Source organism: Fluviicoccus sp., from assembly GCF_030646115.1.
In the GTDB taxonomy this organism is placed as follows: domain Bacteria; phylum Pseudomonadota; class Gammaproteobacteria; order Pseudomonadales; family Moraxellaceae; genus Fluviicoccus.
The window spans coordinates 117,147-134,299 of sequence record NZ_JAUSMX010000018.1; the positions used below are offsets into that span (position 1 = coordinate 117,147).

General features: G+C 58.1%; 15 protein-coding genes and 1 tRNA gene. 3 read left to right on the forward strand and 13 right to left on the reverse strand.

Annotated elements, in window-relative coordinates; translation table 11 throughout:
- The first annotated feature begins 89 nt into the window (after positions 1–89).
- Positions 90–992, forward strand: a complete 903-nt coding sequence (locus tag Q7T36_RS12415) for a DMT family transporter (RefSeq protein WP_304848856.1) — start codon at positions 90–92, stop codon at positions 990–992.
- Positions 993–1,003: 11 nt separating this feature from the next.
- Here the strand turns inward: Q7T36_RS12415 and Q7T36_RS12420 are convergent, their stop codons facing one another.
- The 6 genes from Q7T36_RS12420 to queA all read right to left on the reverse strand — a co-directional run bounded on the left by Q7T36_RS12420 (position 1,004) and on the right by queA (position 6,829).
- Entirely contained in the window at positions 1,004–1,414 is a 411-nt protein-coding gene (locus Q7T36_RS12420) for a hypothetical protein (RefSeq protein WP_304848859.1), read from the reverse strand.
- A gap of 78 nt (positions 1,415–1,492) precedes the next feature.
- On the reverse strand, positions 1,493–2,431 hold the full coding sequence (secF, locus tag Q7T36_RS12425; RefSeq protein ID WP_304848862.1) for a protein translocase subunit SecF: 939 nt from the start codon (positions 2,429–2,431) through the stop codon (positions 1,493–1,495).
- Positions 2,432–2,442: 11 nt separating this feature from the next.
- Positions 2,443–4,314: a protein translocase subunit SecD gene (gene secD, locus Q7T36_RS12430; RefSeq protein ID WP_304848865.1), complete on the reverse strand. Its 1,872-nt coding sequence runs from the start codon at positions 4,312–4,314 to the stop codon at positions 2,443–2,445.
- A 12-nt stretch (positions 4,315–4,326) separates the two neighbouring features.
- On the reverse strand, positions 4,327–4,668 hold the full coding sequence (gene yajC / locus Q7T36_RS12435; protein ID WP_304848868.1) for a preprotein translocase subunit YajC: 342 nt from the start codon (positions 4,666–4,668) through the stop codon (positions 4,327–4,329).
- Between the two features lie 12 nt (positions 4,669–4,680).
- A complete protein-coding gene (gene tgt / locus Q7T36_RS12440; RefSeq protein WP_304848871.1) occupies positions 4,681–5,793 on the reverse strand; it encodes a tRNA guanosine(34) transglycosylase Tgt in 1,113 nt (370 codons plus the stop codon).
- Positions 5,783–6,829: a tRNA preQ1(34) S-adenosylmethionine ribosyltransferase-isomerase QueA gene (queA, locus tag Q7T36_RS12445; RefSeq protein ID WP_304848874.1), complete on the reverse strand. Its 1,047-nt coding sequence runs from the start codon at positions 6,827–6,829 to the stop codon at positions 5,783–5,785. The genes tgt and queA overlap by 11 nt, the downstream gene beginning before the upstream one ends.
- Positions 6,830–6,922: 93 nt before the next feature.
- On the opposite strand from queA, the gene Q7T36_RS12450 reads away from it, so the two are divergent.
- Positions 6,923–7,009: transfer RNA gene (locus tag Q7T36_RS12450), tRNA-Leu, on the forward strand.
- Between the two features lie 122 nt (positions 7,010–7,131).
- Positions 7,132–8,346 carry a formate-dependent phosphoribosylglycinamide formyltransferase gene (purT, locus tag Q7T36_RS12455; protein ID WP_370690117.1) on the forward strand — a complete coding sequence of 405 codons (1,215 nt, stop codon included), beginning with the start codon at positions 7,132–7,134 and terminating at the stop codon, positions 8,344–8,346.
- A 51-nt stretch (positions 8,347–8,397) separates the two neighbouring features.
- On the opposite strand, the gene Q7T36_RS12460 is transcribed toward purT, so the two are convergent.
- From Q7T36_RS12460 to rplQ, 7 genes are all read right to left on the reverse strand, one after another.
- Positions 8,398–9,564: a hypothetical protein gene (locus Q7T36_RS12460; protein WP_304848877.1), complete on the reverse strand. Its 1,167-nt coding sequence runs from the start codon at positions 9,562–9,564 to the stop codon at positions 8,398–8,400.
- Positions 9,565–9,642: 78 nt separating this feature from the next.
- Positions 9,643–9,837, reverse strand: a complete 195-nt coding sequence (locus Q7T36_RS12465; RefSeq protein ID WP_304848880.1) for a hypothetical protein — start codon at positions 9,835–9,837, stop codon at positions 9,643–9,645.
- Between the two features lie 25 nt (positions 9,838–9,862).
- Positions 9,863–11,071, reverse strand: coding sequence for an RtcB family protein (locus Q7T36_RS12470; RefSeq protein WP_304848883.1), 1,209 nt, complete (start codon positions 11,069–11,071; stop codon positions 9,863–9,865).
- Between the two features lie 318 nt (positions 11,072–11,389).
- Positions 11,390–12,421, reverse strand: a complete 1,032-nt coding sequence (locus Q7T36_RS12475) for an MBL fold metallo-hydrolase (protein WP_304848886.1) — start codon at positions 12,419–12,421, stop codon at positions 11,390–11,392.
- Between the two features lie 71 nt (positions 12,422–12,492).
- Positions 12,493–15,537 (reverse strand): efflux RND transporter permease subunit, encoded by a 3,045-nt coding sequence (locus Q7T36_RS12480; RefSeq protein ID WP_304848889.1) that lies wholly within the window; start codon positions 15,535–15,537, stop codon positions 12,493–12,495.
- Positions 15,537–16,574: an efflux RND transporter periplasmic adaptor subunit gene (locus Q7T36_RS12485; protein ID WP_304848893.1), complete on the reverse strand. Its 1,038-nt coding sequence runs from the start codon at positions 16,572–16,574 to the stop codon at positions 15,537–15,539. Before Q7T36_RS12485 ends, Q7T36_RS12480 begins: the two co-directional genes overlap by 1 nt.
- A 165-nt stretch (positions 16,575–16,739) precedes the next feature.
- On the reverse strand, positions 16,740–17,123 hold the full coding sequence (gene rplQ / locus Q7T36_RS12490) for a 50S ribosomal protein L17 (RefSeq protein ID WP_304848896.1): 384 nt from the start codon (positions 17,121–17,123) through the stop codon (positions 16,740–16,742).
- Positions 17,124–17,153 lie beyond the last annotated feature (30 nt).

Genomic DNA, 17,153 nt, shown 5'->3' on the forward strand with positions numbered 1-17,153 from the left:
ATTTTCACAGTATCGCCTGTCATTGTCGGCTTGTAATTGGCCGGAAAGACTGTCGTAATCCGCAGCCACCCGAATTCTTTTGCCCTGCCATGACCCGAAACCATACCCTGGGTGTCTTGTGCGTCTTGCTGTCGGCTGTCCTGTTCTCCGCCAAATCGGTGCTGGTGAAGCTGGCCTACCAGTACCCGGTGACTCCGGAAACCCTGCTGGTCTTGCGCATGCTGTTTGCTCTGCCGTTCTTCCTGATCATGTTGTGGATGGCGCATGAACCCGGCAAACCCCTGAGTCCAAGGGAATGGCTTGGAGTGGTTCTGGCCGGAAGCGCCGGATATTACGGCGCGAGCATCCTCGATTTCTGGGGCTTGCAATACATCAGCGCCAGCCTGGAACGGCTGCTTTTGTTCATGTACCCGACCCTGACCGTGTTTATTTCCGCCATTTTCCTGCATACCCGTATCAGCCGCCGGGTGTGGCTGGCCATTGCCACCAGTTATGCGGGCATGGGCTTGGTGTTTGCCGGGGATGTTGCGGTGGACGCGCCTCATTTATGGCTGGGCAGCCTGCTGGTATTTGGCGGGGCGCTGGCCTATGCCGCCTATCTGGTCGCCAGCGGCGAGCTGATGAAGACGGTTGGAGCCGCCCGTTTTACGGCGCTGGCTTTGAGCACGGCCACGCTCTGCGCCGTGCTGCATTTCTCAGTAACCCAATCATGGACCTCACTGAACCACCTGCCCTCGCCACTATGGTTACTGTGCGCGGCCCTGGGTTTCTTCTGCACCTTCCTGCCCGCCAGCCTGATCACTCAAGGCATCCGCCATATCGGTGCCTCTTCAGCGGCCTTGATCGGAGCTGTCGGCCCGGTGTTTACCCTGATTTTCAGCGCCTTGATCCTGCAAGAAAAAGTAACCGGCCTGCAAGCGGCCGGCGGCTTGCTGGTGCTGGCTGGCGTGGTGCTGATTTCGCTAAAGCCGTCACCGCGTCCTGTGGAATAAGGCAGGCAGCCTCAGCCACCAGCCCGTAGCGAACGTAAAAAAAGCCCCAGTCCGCCAATGGACAGCACCAGAATCACAATCAGTTCAAAGGCATTCATGCTGCGAAAACTGAAGTGGATTGAAGAAATCACCCCCATGATCATCGCCGCCAGTGATCCGATGGCCATGCACCAGCCAAGAATGCTCTTGCCTTGGTAAAACACCAGTCCGACACCGATCATGAACGGAATCATGATCATGCCGGTGGTGATGGTAAACATGCCGCCGCCCCATCCCGAAAACCGGTACAAGCCGTAACCCATGCCAAAACCGGATGACACCACGATGGCGCTCAGCAGCATATAAAAGCCGCCGCACATCATCACCAAACCCAACAGGAATTCGCCCGCACCGCCTTGGGTGCCGCCCGCGCCACGCATCATGTTTCTCCGTTTAGCTGATTGCCGCCCAAAGAAAAGGGCGCATTGCGCCCTCTACTTTATACAGAAGCCCACCAATTGTCAGGGGAGGATTTCACCCTCTTCCACCACTTCTTCGCCTTTGGGCGCAATCAGGAAGTCTTCCTTGTTCAAGCCCATGGCCAGCGCATAACTGGTGGCGATGTAAACCGAGGAGTAAGTGCCCGCAAAGAGACCTATCAACATGGCCATCGAGAACCACTTCAGCGCCGGGCCGCCCAGCAACAACAAGGCCACCACCACCAGCACCACGGTTGCCACCGTCATGATGGTGCGGCGCAAGGTTTCGGTCAGCGACACATCCACAATTTCAACCGGGTCGGCCGTGCGCAGCTTGCGGAAGTTTTCACGAATCCGGTCAAACACGACGATGGTGTCGTTGAGGGAGTAACCGATCAACGCCAGTATCGCAGCCAGCACCGACAGGTCAAAAGGCCAGCCCATGATCGAAAAAATACCGACAGTAAACAGCGTGTCGTGCAGCAGGGAAGTCACCGCGCCGACCGAAAACTTGAAGCGGTAGCGGATCGCCACATACAGCATCATCAGGCCCAACGACAGCGCAACCGCCATCAAGGAATTCAGATACAGCTCCTCGCCGACCTGGGAGCCAACGGAATCGACCTGCCGCAGGGTCGCGGGGTTGCTGTTGTCCTGCCGAACCGCATCCACAACCCGCTGCCCGATGTTGCTGCCGGCTTTGTCCTGCGCCGGCATGCGGATCAGGATGTCGGTGGCGCGCCCCAGATGCTGCACAACCGCATCATGAATACCCGCCTCTTCCAGCTGGTTCTGGATAGCCATCTGCTCAACCGGCTTGGCAAAGGTCAGCTCGACAGACGTGCCGCCGGTAAAGTCCTGCCCCAGGTTCAGCCCCTTGGTGAACAACGAAACCACACCCGCCAGCACCACCAGCAGCGAGAAAATCGCCATGGGCTTGCGGAAGCGCATGAAACGGATGGTACGGTTTTCAAACATCATGGCCGTTCTCCTCAAATGCTCAGACGGTCGACGCGACGGCCGCCGTAAATGATCTGCACGACGGCGCGGGTCACGGTCAGGGCCGAGAACAGCGAACAGATAATACCGATCGACAAGGTAACCGCAAAACCTTTGATCGGGCCGGTGCCAACCGCAAACAGGATGACCGACACAATCAAAGTGGTGACATGGGCATCGATAATGGTGATGAAGGCGCGATCATAGCCCGCAATAATGGCATGATGCGGCGAGGCACCGGCCCGCAACTCCTCGCGGATGCGCTCATAAATCAGCACGTTGGCATCCACCGCCATACCCACCGTCAACACGATACCGGCAATGCCGGGCAAGGACAGCGCAGCCCCCAGGGCCGACATCACCGCCACCAGCATGGCCACGTTCATCAACAACCCGATGTTGGCGACAATGCCGAACACCCGGTAGAAAACCACCATGAACACCGCCACCAGGCTAAAGCCTACCAGCGTCGACATCAGGCCCTTGTCGATGTTTTCCTGACCCAGGCTTGGGCCAATGGTCCGTTCTTCTACGAAGTACATGGGCGCAGCCAAGGCGCCGGCGCGCAGCAGCAGCGCCAGTTCAGCACCCTCTCCGGGTGAATCAAGGCCGGTAATGCGGAACTGCGAACCCAGCATGGACTGCACGGTGGCGCGGTTGATGACCGTCTTTTCAACATAAGGCTCACGCACTTCGGTGACTTTACCGTCAAGTCCTGTCACCAGGCGCGTTCGCTGCTTGTGCTCCACAAACAACACCGCCATCTGCTTGCCGACATTATCACGGGTGGCATCGGCCATCATGCGTCCGCCGCGGCTGTCCAGCGTGATGTTGACCTGTGCGTTGGAGAATTCATCGAAACCTGACTGGGCGCCGACAACGCGCTCACCCGTGACGATTTTCTTTTTCTGCAACAGCACCGGCGCGCCGCCCATTTTATCAAAGGGGTAGATTTCGGTGCCGGGTGGCGCAATACCGGATTCCGGCGCCACGCCGCCGTTGTCCCAGTCCACAAAGCGGAATTCCAGCGTTGCGGTGCGGCCAAGTACGCGCTTGGCCTCAGCGGTATCCTGCACGCCCGGCAACTGCACAACAATACGGTTGGCGCCCTGCCGCTGCACCAGCGACTCGGCAACCCCCAGTTCATTGACGCGGTTGCGAATGGTGGTCAGGTTCTGCTCAACGGCATAATCCGTCACTTCCTTCAGCTTTTCCGGGGTAAAGCCCATATCCAGGAACATGCCGCCTTCACGTGTCGCATTGGCGAAAATGAACTCCCGGTATTCGGGCTTCAACAGTTCGGCTGCCTTGACCCGGTCTTCCTCGGACTCAAAACGGATGGCGATGCCGCTTGGGATATCAATCACCGCCCGATAGGACAGTTTGGCCTCGCGAAGCTTGGCCTTGACCTCGGAAGTATAGGTTTCCTGACGCAACTCCAGCGCCTTGGCCATATCCACTTCCAGCAGGAAGTGCACACCGCCCCGCAAGTCCAGCCCCAGCTTCATCGGCTTGGCGCCGATGGCCAGCAACCATGACGGCGTCGTCGGCGCCAAGTTCAGCGCCACGACATAACTGTCGCCCAAGGCGCGCTTCAGGACATCCTGAGCCTTTAACTGTGCATCGGCGGTTTCAACCCGCAACAAGACACCCTTGGCTTGGACTTCAGAGCCATGAAACGGAATTCCCGCCGCCTTTAGACCGGCTTCGGCACGCTCCAGAACGGATTTGTCCGTCGTTATGCCGGCATTGGCTCCCGATACCTGCAACGCCGGTTCATCCGGGTACAGGTTCGGCAAGGAATAAATGATGCTGACCAGGGCGATCAGCACAATCAGGACGTATTTCCAGGCGGGATAGCGCATTTTAGGGGTTCTTTAGTTCTGGCCGATATTTTTCAGGGTTCCGGCGGGCAACGATGCCACCACGGAACCTTTCTGGATGCGCAAGGTGACCTTGTCACCCAGATCCACGACGGCATATTCGTCATCCACCTTCTGGATTCGGCCCAGCAGGCCGCCGGCGAATACCACTTCGTCGCCCACCTTCAGACCGGCCATCAGTGTTTTGTGTTCTTTGGCGCGCTTGGATTGCGGACGCCACAGCAGGAAATAGAACACGACAAAAAACAGGCCCAGCATGACCAGATTGGCCATTCCGGCATCGGGACCGGCAGCAGCGGGTGCAGCGGCATGGGCTTCGGCAATGAACAGACTCATTGGGGATGTCTCCTAAAGGGCGGGCACGGGCAGGTCGCGACGGGCATAAAAATCTTGCACAAAGTCGTGCAATGTACCGGTTTCAATGGCAGTCCGCAAACCGGCCATCAAACGCTGGTAGTAACGCAGGTTGTGGATTGTACCCAGCATCGCCCCCAGCATCTCCCCGCATTTGTCTAAATGATGTAAGTAGGCGCGCGAGAAATTGCGGCAGGCATAGCAATCGCAGTGCGGATCGATGGGCTGCTGGTCGGTTTTGTACTGGGTGTTGCGGATGCGGACAATGCCATCCGTGACGAAATAATGGCCATTACGCGCATTGCGGGTGGGCATCACGCAATCGAACATGTCCACACCCCGGCGCACCGCTTCCACGATATCCTCCGGCTTGCCGACCCCCATCAGGTAACGCGGCTTGTCGCTTGGCAAGCGCATGGGCACATGGTTCAACACCTTGATCATTTCATCCTTGGGTTCACCGACAGACAGGCCGCCAATGGCATAGCCGTCAAAGCCGATGTCCATCAAGCCCGCCAGCGACACGTCACGCAGGTTTTCGAACATGCCGCCCTGCACGATGCCGAACAAGGCATTGGGGTTCCCTTCGTGCGCGGTTTTACACCGGGCCGCCCAGCGCAGGCTGAGCTCCATCGACTCACGGGCCTGCTGCTCCGTCGCCGGATACGGGGTGCATTCATCAAAGATCATCACAATGTCGGAATTCAGCGAGCGCTGGATCTGCATCGAAATCTCCGGCGTCAGGAAGACTTTCGAACCATCGATTGGTGACTGGAACTTGACGCCTTCCTCGCTGATCTTGCGCAAGGCACCCAGACTGAACACCTGAAAACCGCCGGAATCCGTGAGAATGGGTTTCTGCCAGTTGATGAAATCGTGCAGGCCGCCAAACTGGTTGACCACGTCCGTACCCGGACGCAGCCACAGATGGAAGGTATTGCCAAGGATGATATCGGCGCCGATATCATCAATGTCGCGCGGCAGCATGCCCTTGACGGTGCCATAAGTGCCCACCGGCATGAAAGCCGGGGTTTGCACCTTGCCGTGTTGCAGGGTGAGCTCACCGCGGCGTGCCTGGCCATCGGTGACCATCAATTTAAACTGCATGTATGTCTCCGGGACGCTCGACCAGCATGGCATCGCCATAACTGAAAAAACGGTATTGGTTTGCCACCGCCGCCTGATAGGCGGCCATGACGCGATCACGCCCGGCAAAGGCGCTGACCAGCATCAGCAAGGTGGATTCCGGCAGGTGGAAGTTGGTAAACAGCACGTCCACCACCCGCCAGTCATAACCGGGATAGATGAAGATTTGCGTATCGCCCGACCACGGCTGCAACTTACCGCCGTTGGCCTGCGCGGCAGATTCCAGCGCACGCACGCTGGTGGTGCCGATGGCGACCACTCGCCCTCCCCGCTCACGGGTGCGGCGTATCGCCTCGACGGTTTCCGGCGGCACGCTCAGCCATTCGGCATGCATGCGATGATCACGGATATCCGCCGTGCGCACCGGCTGGAAAGTGCCGGCACCCACGTGCAGCGTCACATAGGCAAACCCGCAGCCGCGCTCACGCAGGCTCCCCAGCAAGGCCTCATCAAAATGCAGACCGGCGGTAGGCGCCGCCACCGAGGCGGTGTTTTCAGGCTTGCTGTACACTGTCTGGTAGCGCTCGGCATCGGACGACCCCACACTGCGCCCCAGATATGGCGGCAGCGGCATTTCCCCGACCTCCGCCAGCACCTCGCGCACCGGCCGCGAGAACCTCAACTTAAAGAGGTCATCCACCCGCTCCAGCATTTCAGCCTGAACGCGTCCATCAGCAAAGGACAACTTCGCACCCGGCTTCGGCGACTTGCTGGCGCGCAGGTGCACCAGCGCCGTATCGTCGGCCACAATGCGCTCCACCAGCACCTCCACCCGGCCGCCGGAGGATTTCTGCCCGAACAGCCGCGCCGCCAGCACACGCGTATCATTGAACACCAGCAGGTCGCCGGGCCGCAGCCATTGCGCCAGATCCCGCACCTGCCGGTGATGCAAACCGTCCGCCGCCAGATGCAGCAAACGCGACGCCGACCGCTCCGCCAACGGGAAGCGGGCAATCAATTCATCGGGTAATTCGTAGGAAAAGTCAGTCAGTTGCATGAGTTGTATCCAACAAGGGGCGGCATTATAACAACTTTTCGCAAAAAGGCTTGACGGAGTGCGCTGGCCGCATATAATCAGCCCCGTCCTTGTGCCTGGGTGGCGGAACTGGTAGACGCAGTGGACTCAAAATCCACCGCCCGTGAGGGCGTGCCGGTTCGATTCCGGCTTCAGGCACCACAAGAATCAGAGAAAGCCCCGGCGGCGTTAGCCCCGGGGCTTTTTTCATGGGCGTTCGCCGCCATAGCCGTCCCGGTTGTCGCCCGTTATCATGTGCGCATCGCTCACCGGAGACCTTCAGCATGACCATTCCCTCTCATATAGGCACCCCGCTCAGCCCATCCGCCACCAAAGTCATGTTCCTGGGCTCCGGCGAACTGGGCAAGGAAGTAATCATTTCCCTGCAACGCCTCGGGGTGGAAGTGATTGCCGTGGATCGTTATGCCGATGCCCCCGGCCATCAGGTAGCCCATCGCGCCCATGTCATCAATATGAGCGATCCGGTCGCCCTGCGCGCCTTGATCGAGCAGGAAAAGCCGCATTTTGTCGTCCCGGAAATCGAGGCCATCGCCACCGCCGTGCTGCTGGACATTGAGCGCGAAGGCATTGCCGAAGTCATTCCCACCGCCCGCGCCGTCAACCTGACCATGAACCGCGAAGGCATCCGCCGCCTCGCGGCCGAAGAACTGGGCCTGCCCACCTCCCCCTATGCCTTCGCCAACAGCCTGGACGAGCTTCAGGCCGCTGCCGACCGCATTGGCTATCCCTGCTTCATCAAACCGGTCATGTCCTCGTCCGGCAAGGGCCAATCCAAGGTCGATCGCCGGGAAGACATTCCGGCCGCCTGGGACTATGCCGCCAGCGGTGGGCGGGTCAATCAGGGTACGGTGATTGTGGAAGGCCTGATTGAATTCGACTTTGAAATCACGCAGTTGACCGTGCGCGCCGTCGGAGCATCCGCTAGCGTCGAGACCTTCTTCTGCGACCCCATCGGACATCGGCAGGTGGCCGGTGACTATGTGGAAAGCTGGCAGCCGCAGGCGATGTCCACGCTTGCGCTGCAACGCGCCCGCGACATCTCAAAGGCGGTAACGGAAAACCTTGGCGGGCGCGGTATTTTCGGGGTGGAACTGTTCGTGAAGGGGGATGATGTCTGGTTCTCGGAAGTCAGCCCGCGCCCGCATGATACGGGGCTGGTCACCTTGTCCAGCCAATATCAGTCTGAATTCGAGATCCATGCGAAGGCGATTCTGGGATTACCGGTCAATACCGCGCTGCTCAGCCCGGCGGCCAGCGCCGTGATCTACGGCGGAATGGAAGCGACCGGCATCCGGTTTGAAGGCGTCGCAGACGCATTGAAGGTGGCGGACAGCGATATCCGTCTGTTTGGCAAGCCGGAAAGTTTTATGAAACGCCGCATGGGCGTGGCGGTTTGCCGGGCGGAAAGCACGGATGCCGCACGCAACAATGCCAAAGAGTCGGCCGCTCGGGTCAAGCCGCAAACCGCTACTGACTGATGACCTGTGGATTCCGGGGCAGCACATCTTCGCTACCCCAGAACCCAGGGTTTACTTGGGACTCCCCAATATCTCCACCGCCCGTTTCACCGGATCGGTCTTGTCATCTGCCTTCCGTTGCGGCGCCGACAGATCCACCGGCTTGCCCAGCAACACGTCCACCAGCTTGTTGGCTTCATCGCGGGTCCAGCCGTTACCCGTCAATCCGGCCACCACTGCATCACGCTGTGCGGCCAGCAACTCCGGCGGCATATCGCCCTGTTTCAACCGCGCCAGCACACCTGACCGCTGCTCGGTGGCGCGTTGCATCACGCCTCCCATCCAGTCGCTGCGCACCTGCGCCACCTTCTCGCCGGAGGCCTGCTCAATCACCTTGATTCGTGCATACAAATCCTGTGTCTGCGCCGTGCGCTCGTCTTCCAGACGCTTGACGGCCGCATCCCGTTCGGCGGTGGGCTGCGCCTTGGTCAGGGCATCACGCCAGGAGGAAAGTTCACCAATCATGTCTTTCAGCCGCGGATCATCCACCTGCTTCATCCAGAACCCATCGGCCCGTTGCGGGGCGGGGCGCTGGCCAAATACCGCCAACGGTGGAGCAATCACGGTATTCCAGCCCGCCGCGATCAGGGGGTAGCCGGTGCCCTCCCCGGACGCATGCGCCACAGACATAACCGTCGGGATGGCGACATACACCGCCGGAACGGCGGTATAAGCTGCGCTAGCCAGCGCCAGCCCAGTCGGGATCCCCGTCCCCAGCCGGAATACAGACTCGGTTGTGGCCTCCAGCACCCCCCAGGGGTAGGCCAGCCACCACCCGAAGACCCGCTTGCGGGTGCGTTCACCGGCCACCTTCATGTCTTTTTGCCAGGCATTACGCGTTCCTTTGAAAGCGAACTCACGCAGTGCTTCCTTAGTGCCAAAACGCCAAGTCTGGTCAGCATATTTATGCAGGTCGGGGAAAAAATCCGGCTTGCTGTACGTCCTGAGTGAATCGCGGGCTTTTCGCCAACCCTTTTTGGCAGACTCCTTCGGCACAACATAACCGGGGACAATCCACACGTCATACAAGCGCTGCTCTTCATCATGCATCTGCCCGCGCAGTATCAGCTCCTGCTTTTGTGGGCCGCTCAGAAAGTATCCAGCCTCGTCAGCCAGAGCCGAAGACATGCCGCCCAAACCTAACAAGACTGCCGCAGCAACCGCGGATTTACTGGCCATGATCCATACTCCAATAACGATATGCTTACAATTATTATGGCTTTTCACTCATTAAGGATGAGCATTTACGAAAACTATTTAAGCAAACAACCACTTCAAACCATCCCCCCGGGAGGACCAATCCTCCCGGGAAGCACGTTGCACCTGTTGACGTTCGGCGCGTCGTTCCGCTTTTTCGGTCTTACCGTGCGCGCCGGCCTTTTGCACCACGGCAATCAGGGTTACCCAATTACGGGGTCTTTTTTGCAGCTTCACCACCACTCGTTTCGCCATGACTGGCCTCCTCCGTTCAATAAAATCACCCCTTGACGCAGACAATCTGCCGCAGGGTGTGCACCACTTCCACCAGATCGCTCTGGTGCGCCATCACCGCCTCAATATCCTTGTAGGCGGCCGGAATCTCATCCACCACATCCTTGTCCTTGCGGCACTCAATGCCCTCCGTCTGCTCCACCATATCCTGCGTGGAAAACCGGCGTTTGGCTTCCATGCGGCTCATCCGCCGCCCCGCCCCGTGCGAGCAGGAACAGAAGGACTCCGCGTTCCCCTTGCCGCGAACAATGTAGGACTTCGCCCCCATGCTGCCGGGAATGATACCCAACTCACCGGCCTGCGCACTGATAGCCCCTTTGCGGGTAATGTAGACCTCCTCACCAAAGTGCGTCTCCCGTTCCACGTAGTTGTGGTGGCAGTTGATCGCCTCCTTGGTCAGCTCGAACGGTGGCAACACCGGCTTCAGCGCCTCCACCACCAGCCGCATCATTTCGCGGCGATTGAGCATGGCATAGTCCTGCGCCCAGCTCAGCGCCTCGACGTAATCCGCAAAATGCTGCGTGCCCTCCACCAGATAGGACAGGTCCTTGTCCGGCAGATGACCGTATTCCCGGCTCATGTCCTTGCGCGCCAACTCAATGAAATAGCGCCCGATACAATTGCCGATGCCGCGACTGCCGGAATGCAGCATCACCCAGACATCGTCCGCTTCATCCAGACAAATCTCGATGAAGTGATTACCGCCACCCAGGGTGCCCAGTTGCCGCGCCCAGGTCAGTCGAAACTGCCGCAGCATCTTCATCAAACCGGGATGCTTGCCGACAATTCGGTCAATGCCCGCATCCAGCGCGCTCAGGCTCGAAGCTTTCACGGTTTCCCGCTTGTGCTGGTCGAAGCCGACCGGCACCGCTTTTTCGATGGCGGTCCGCAGCGCCTTGGGGTTATCGGGCAACTGCCGGGCATTCAGTGACAGCCGCACCGCGTTCATGCCGCAACCGATATCGACACCAACGGCTGCCGGCACAATGGCTCCCTGGCTGGGAATCACCGAACCTACCGTGGCGCCAATTCCCACATGCACGTCCGGCATCACGGCAATATGGCGGAAGACAAACGGCAGCGCCGCCATGTTCCGCAGTTGTTGCAGCGCCTGCGGATCGACATCCGGAGTAAAGATTTTGACCGGCTTGTGACCGTTCTTTTCATTTGCGTTCAACACCAAGTGTATTGGCATCGTACACCTCACATTTTGGGTTAATCCATGCAATCGCCCGCAGCCTTGTGAGCTGTGGGCGGCCGCCCAAAGAAAAAGCCCCGGCGGGGTACGCCAGGGCTTGGTTCTCTGGCCTGAAGGCTGACTCGCCTTCAGGCCGTCTCGGTCCTGAAAGGGTCAGCGTTGCTTGAAATCTTGGCTGGCTGAGTGGGTCATCTTTCAGGAACCTCCGTCACAAATAGGGGAATGGGTCTAAGCGGCGCAATAGTAGTATCACTGATGGCAGGAATCAATATTCCTGCTGAATAATTTTCACCAGGATCGGCGGAAAAACCGGACTCAGGGAATGACCAAGCCCTCGCCTTCCCGCAATGTCCGAAATTGTTCGGGAGCTATTCCATGCCGGGCCATCGCCTGCTGCAAATCACGAACCGGTGCGTAAATGGGCTCGTCAGTCAGCTGGAAGGTATTGAAATGCATGCCCAACGACAACGCCGGGCTCAGATCCCGGTGGGCATTTACCGCATCGGCGGGATTCATATGGACTTCTTTCATCAACTCACGAGGCTCATAAGCCCCGATGGGCAACAACGCCACCCGGGGGCTGCCCAAACGCTGCCGGATCTCGGCAAAATGCGGGGAATAACCGGTATCCCCGGCAAACAGGGCATGACCATGCGGCGTCACCACGGACAATCCGCCCCACAGTGCGGCGTTACGGTCACGCATGCCACGCCCGGAAAAGTGACGGGCGGGAACATAATGCAGCGTCACGTCCTCCGAAAAAGGAAACGACTCCCACCAGTCCAGTTCAATCACGGACATGCCATAAGGACGCAAATAGGCGCCATTGCCCAGCCCGGTAATGACCGCCGGCTGGAAACGATCCTGCAGCCACAACAGCGTAGCGGTATCCAGATGGTCGTAATGGTTATGGCTCAGCAGGACGGCATGAATCGGCGGTAATTCTTCCAGTGCAATACCGGCAGGGCGCACACGCTTCGGTCCCATGGCGGCAAAGGGACTGCAGCGTTCAGCCCACACCGGGTCGGTCAGGAAGTTCCACGGCCCGATCTGGATCAGCAAGGTCGCATGGCCGACAAACCACACTTTCCAATCAGTCACATTCTCACTGAAATGCGACAGCGGCTTGTCGAATATCTCATTCGACTGGTTTTTGGGCCAGGTATCGCGCTCCCGTGTCATCAGCCAGTTGAACAACTTGGCAAAATCACGGCTGTCGCGGATCCACGGATTGAAGAAACGGCTGCCGTTATAATGATCGGCGGCAGGGCTTTGCTCAAAGTCCGGCTTTTGAAGCAACTCCCGGGTCACGGTGCGGGTTGGCAGGCTATAGGATTTGCGGGTCATGGGTATCGCACCTTCTTGGTTGAATCAGCAGATCATCGGCCCGATACAGCCAAGCCGATGTCCACTCAAGCTTATTCTACGGTTCCTGCCCGCCCGTTACGCGCCACCAGCATGTAAACCGCCGGCACCACAAACAGGGTGAAAACCGTGCCCAGCGTCATGCCGCCCACAATCACCCAACCGATCGGATGGCGGACTTCGGCTCCTGCACCGCTCGCCAACGCCAGCGGAAAGGCCCCCAGCACCATGGCGGCAGTTGTCATCAGGATGGGGCGAAGGCGCAATGTGGCCGACTCCATAATCGCCTCCAGCTTACTCTTTCCCTGCTCCTGCAACTGGTTGGCGAACTCCACCAGCAGAATGCCGTGCTTGCTGATCAGCCCCACCAACGTAATCAGGCCGATCTGACTGTACACGTTTAACGTCCCTTGCGTCAGCTTCAACGCCAACACAGCTCCCAGCAAGGCCAGCGGCACCGAGAACAGGATAATCAAGGGGTCACGGAAGCTCTCGAATTGCGCCGCCAGCACTAGATAAATGAACAGCACGGCCAATCCGAACGCCAGCGCCAGCGCATTGCCGGATGCCAGGAACTCGCGGGACTGCCCGCCCCAGTCATAACTGACCGAGGGTTTTTTCACATCCTTCATCGCAGCTTGCATGAAGGCCACTGCCTCACCCAGTGAGTAACCGGGAGCCAGACTGGCAGTGATCTTGGCCGATCGCAACTTGTTGAAATGGCTCAAGTCGGAAGGAGTGACTGTTTCGGCTTGGGTCAGCAAAGCACTCAGTGGCAGGATTTCCCCCTGCTTGTTGCGAACATGAATCTGCTGCAGTTGTTCCGGCACCTGACGTTCATCCGGCGCGAGCTGCACCATCACGTCATACTGCTCGCCATTCAGCTTGAATGTCGTAACTTTACGCCCGCCCAGCAGAGTTTCCAGGGCGCGTCCAACCTCCGCCACTTCCACCCCGACCAGCGCCGTCTTGTCACGATCCAAGGTTAGCGACAGCTGCGGCTTGTTGAGCTTCAAATCAGGAACGGCATTCATCAGGCCTGAATTCTGGCTGACCTTGCCCATTAATTCCCGGATGACCCGCCCAAGATCCTCATAACTGCCGGTCGTCTGAATAACAAAATCCAGCGGAGAACTGGAATTACCCTGCCCCAGCGACGGCGGCAGTGAAGCCATCGCCATCACCCCCGGCACTTGCCACAACTGCGGACGAACAGTATCAGCTATTTCACGGGTGCTGCGCTGACGTTGCTCCCAAGGCTTGAAACGGTTGAAGCTGATGAACTTGGTGTCATCCGGAAAGCCGGTTATCAAAAAGGTGGACTCTCGTTCGGGAAGCTTGCTGTAGATTTGCTCCACTTGCAGGCCGTAATGATCGAAATACGCAGGAGATGCCCCTTCCGGACCTATTCCTATGGACAAGATCACACCACGGTCCTCGACCGGCGACAACTCACTGGGCAGACCTTTGAACACAACCACCATCGCCCCGGACAACCCCAACGCCAGCCCCAGCACCAACCAGCGCCAGCCCAAAACAGCCTGCAAGATCCGGCGGTAAGCACGGGTCAATCCCCGCAGAAAGGTCTCAATCGCCTGATAAAGCCGATTACCCTCTCCCATATGCGGCTGCAACAAGCGCGAACTCATCATCGGCGACAAAGTCAGCGCACAAAATCCGGAGACAATGACTGCAGAAGCCAGGGTCAGGGCGAACTCGGCAAAGAGCTTGCCGGTACGGCCTTCCGTGAACGCAATCGGAGCAAAAACCGCCGCCAGTGTGAAGGTCATGGCCAGCACGGCAAAACCGATCTCTCGCGAACCCTGAATGGCCGCTTCTCGAGGATTCTTCCCCTCCTCAATGTGCCGGTAGATGTTTTCAAGCACCACGATCGAGTCATCCACCACCAGTCCGACCGCCAGCACCATCGCCAGCAAGGTCAGGGTGTTGATGGAAAACCCCATCATCTGCATGAATACCAGCGCACCGATCAACGACACCGGAATCGTCACCAGCGGGATCAGGGTGGCGCGCAGGCTACGCAGGAAAAAGAAAATAACCAGCACCACCAACCCGGCCGCCTCAAGGATGGTTCGTTCGACCGCCTGAATGGACCGCTCAATGAAAACAGATGAGTCATAAGCCAACCGGACCTTCATGCCCGCTGGCAGGCTTTCCTTAATACGAGGAAGTTCGGCGCGAACGGCCTTGGACACATCCAGCGGATTGGCCGTCGACAACTTGATAACACCCAAAGCTACAGCAGGCTCACCGTTAAACCGCGCAATACGCCGCTCATCTTCCGGAGCCACGACGATACGCGCCACATCCCCCAAACGCAGCAACAAACCGCCTTGGGAGCGCAACACTAGGGCGGAAAATTCTTCTGGCGTATTCATGTCGGTACGGGCCAGCACATCAAACTCGCGCTTCAGGCTTTCAATCCGCCCCGACGGAATTTCGACATTCTGGTTACGCAACGCTGACTCAACATCCTGGGGTGTCAAATTCAGGGAAGCCATCTTTCCGGAATCCAGCCAGATCCGCATGGCCGGACGACGCTCCCCGAATATCCGGACATCGGACACGCCCACCAAGGTTTGCAAGCGGCTCTTGACCTGCTTGTCGGCAAAGACGTTGATTTCCATCGGCGTATGCCGATCTGAAGAAAAGGCCAGCCAGATGATTGGCTGTGCATCCGCTTCGGTCTTTGTTATGACCGGCTCGTTGATATCTTGCGGCAACTTACCGCGAATCCGCGACACCCGGTCACGGACATCACTGGTCGCGCTTTCAATGTCCCGGCCGGGCTTGAAAGCAATGGTGATCTGCGCCCTGCCCGAGCGACTGCTGGAGGACAGGTAATCAATCCCTTCAATCCCGGACAATGAGTCTTCCAGCAAACGTGTCACGGTCGTTTCTATGATGGCAGCGCTGGCGCCGGTGTAGGTGGTATCCACCGTGACTGTCGGGATGTCGATATTGGGATATTCACGAACCGTCAGCCGATCGAACGCCATCAAACCAGCCAACACAATCAGCAGGTTCATGACAATCGTCAGTACCGGCCGACGAATGCACAGTTGGGGCAACTGCATTACCAGGCTCCTGTCGCAGGCACCGCCTTGATGGGCATTTCAGGCTTGGACAGCTTGTTTTGCCCGGAAATGACAATCGAATCGCCGGCCTTTATACCTTGGGTGATTTCGACTTTTCCCGGCAGACGTTGACCGGATTGAACCGGCGTCGCCACTGCCACTCCATCGATGACCTTGAATATCACCAACTTCCCACCCTGTGCCACCAATGCCTGCTCTGGCACCCATAACGCCTGTCCAGTGGCGGACATGGGGATGGCCACAGATGCCGTCATTCCTGATTTCAACCTCAAGTCCGCACCATCCAGTACGATACGCACCCAAAGCGCGCGGGTTCCGGCGTCCAGTTGCGGCTCAATGGCCGTAATCCGCCCCTTCATCTGCAATCCCTGTATGGCATCAATACGAACCATCACCTGCTGGCCAACCTTGATAGCTGCCGCCTTACCTTCAGGCAACTTGATATCCACCTTCAACGGCTTGGATGAGGACAGGTTGACCAACGACTGTCCTGGCTGAACAAACTCACCAACACTAAACTGGCGGATACCGATAACCCCGCTAAATGGTGCCTTCAGTTCGGTCTGCTGAATCCGGGCTTTCAATAAACTCAAATTAGATTTGGTCATCGCCACTTCGGCACGCTTACGTTCAACCTCCACCTCGGCAACCTGCTGACTCCGCGCAAGCTCCTGCAACCGACGCAACTCTGCATCCGCCAACAACACCGAAGCTTCCTTCCCGGCAAGCTCAGCATTCAGCAAACTGTCATCAAGCTTGACCAGCAATTGCCCCTTGCGCACCGGTTGCCCTTCAACAAAGTTGATCGACAAAACCTTGCCTGCAACTTCCGGTTTCAGGGTAATACTCTCTGATGCACGCAAGGTTCCCATCGCCTGGATAGAGGGCATGACTGAAGCTTGAGATTGAAGGCTCACCACTTCCACTACCGGTGGAGGCTTCGTTTTGCTGGCTGGTGCTGCAACGGAATGCCCAGCAAACAGGGCGAACAGGATGACGTAAAATTGAGACTGCATGACAAACCCTCACAGGATTGAACTATCCCACTGAAGGAAACGATATGGGGAGCACAAATTGTTAAATGAATAACAGCACAGACAATATCACCCGGTGCCTTGTCTGCCAGATGACAGACATAAAAAAAGCCGACATTTTTGTCGGCTTTTTTATTAACGGCAACCTTACTCGGCAGCAGGCGCAGCAACCAGCGGACGATCCACCAGTTCCACGTATGCCATCGGTGCTGCATCGCCGGCACGGAAGCCAGCCTTCAGCACACGCAGGTAACCGCCATTACGGGCTTTGTAGCGCGGACCCAGCTCGTTGAAAAGCTTGGCCACAGCTTCTTTGCTACGTGTGCGGGCAAACGCCAGACGACGATTGGCAACAGAATCAATCTTTGCCAGCGTAATCAGGGGCTCGGCAACACGGCGCAATTCCTTGGCCTTGGGCAGAGTGGTCTTGATCAGTTCGTGTTCGAACAGGGAGATTGCCATATTGGTGAACATGGCCTTACGGTGACTGCTGTTTCGACCCAGCTTGACACCACTATTACGATGACGCATGGCGTAACTTCCTCAAATCAGATTCAGCGA

Bases quoted from the DNA above. Each gene is read 5' to 3' on its own strand.
- Q7T36_RS12415 (WP_304848856.1), top strand. From the start codon at position 90: ATGACCCGAAACCATACCCTGGGTGTCTTGTGCGTCTTGCTGTCGGCT.
- Q7T36_RS12420 (WP_304848859.1), bottom strand. From the start codon at position 1,414: ATGATGCGTGGCGCGGGCGGCACCCAAGGCGGTGCGGGCGAATTCCTG.
- secF (WP_304848862.1), bottom strand. From the start codon at position 2,431: ATGATGTTTGAAAACCGTACCATCCGTTTCATGCGCTTCCGCAAGCCC.
- secD (WP_304848865.1), bottom strand. From the start codon at position 4,314: ATGCGCTATCCCGCCTGGAAATACGTCCTGATTGTGCTGATCGCCCTG.
- yajC (WP_304848868.1), bottom strand. From the start codon at position 4,668: ATGAGTCTGTTCATTGCCGAAGCCCATGCCGCTGCACCCGCTGCTGCC.
- tgt (WP_304848871.1), bottom strand. From the start codon at position 5,793: ATGCAGTTTAAATTGATGGTCACCGATGGCCAGGCACGCCGCGGTGAG.
- queA (WP_304848874.1), bottom strand. From the start codon at position 6,829: ATGCAACTGACTGACTTTTCCTACGAATTACCCGATGAATTGATTGCC.
- purT (WP_370690117.1), top strand. From the start codon at position 7,132: ATGACCATTCCCTCTCATATAGGCACCCCGCTCAGCCCATCCGCCACC.
- Q7T36_RS12460 (WP_304848877.1), bottom strand. From the start codon at position 9,564: ATGGCCAGTAAATCCGCGGTTGCTGCGGCAGTCTTGTTAGGTTTGGGC.
- Q7T36_RS12465 (WP_304848880.1), bottom strand. From the start codon at position 9,837: ATGGCGAAACGAGTGGTGGTGAAGCTGCAAAAAAGACCCCGTAATTGG.
- Q7T36_RS12470 (WP_304848883.1), bottom strand. From the start codon at position 11,071: ATGCCAATACACTTGGTGTTGAACGCAAATGAAAAGAACGGTCACAAG.
- Q7T36_RS12475 (WP_304848886.1), bottom strand. From the start codon at position 12,421: ATGACCCGCAAATCCTATAGCCTGCCAACCCGCACCGTGACCCGGGAG.
- Q7T36_RS12480 (WP_304848889.1), bottom strand. From the start codon at position 15,537: ATGCAGTTGCCCCAACTGTGCATTCGTCGGCCGGTACTGACGATTGTC.
- Q7T36_RS12485 (WP_304848893.1), bottom strand. From the start codon at position 16,574: ATGCAGTCTCAATTTTACGTCATCCTGTTCGCCCTGTTTGCTGGGCAT.
- rplQ (WP_304848896.1), bottom strand. From the start codon at position 17,123: ATGCGTCATCGTAATAGTGGTGTCAAGCTGGGTCGAAACAGCAGTCAC.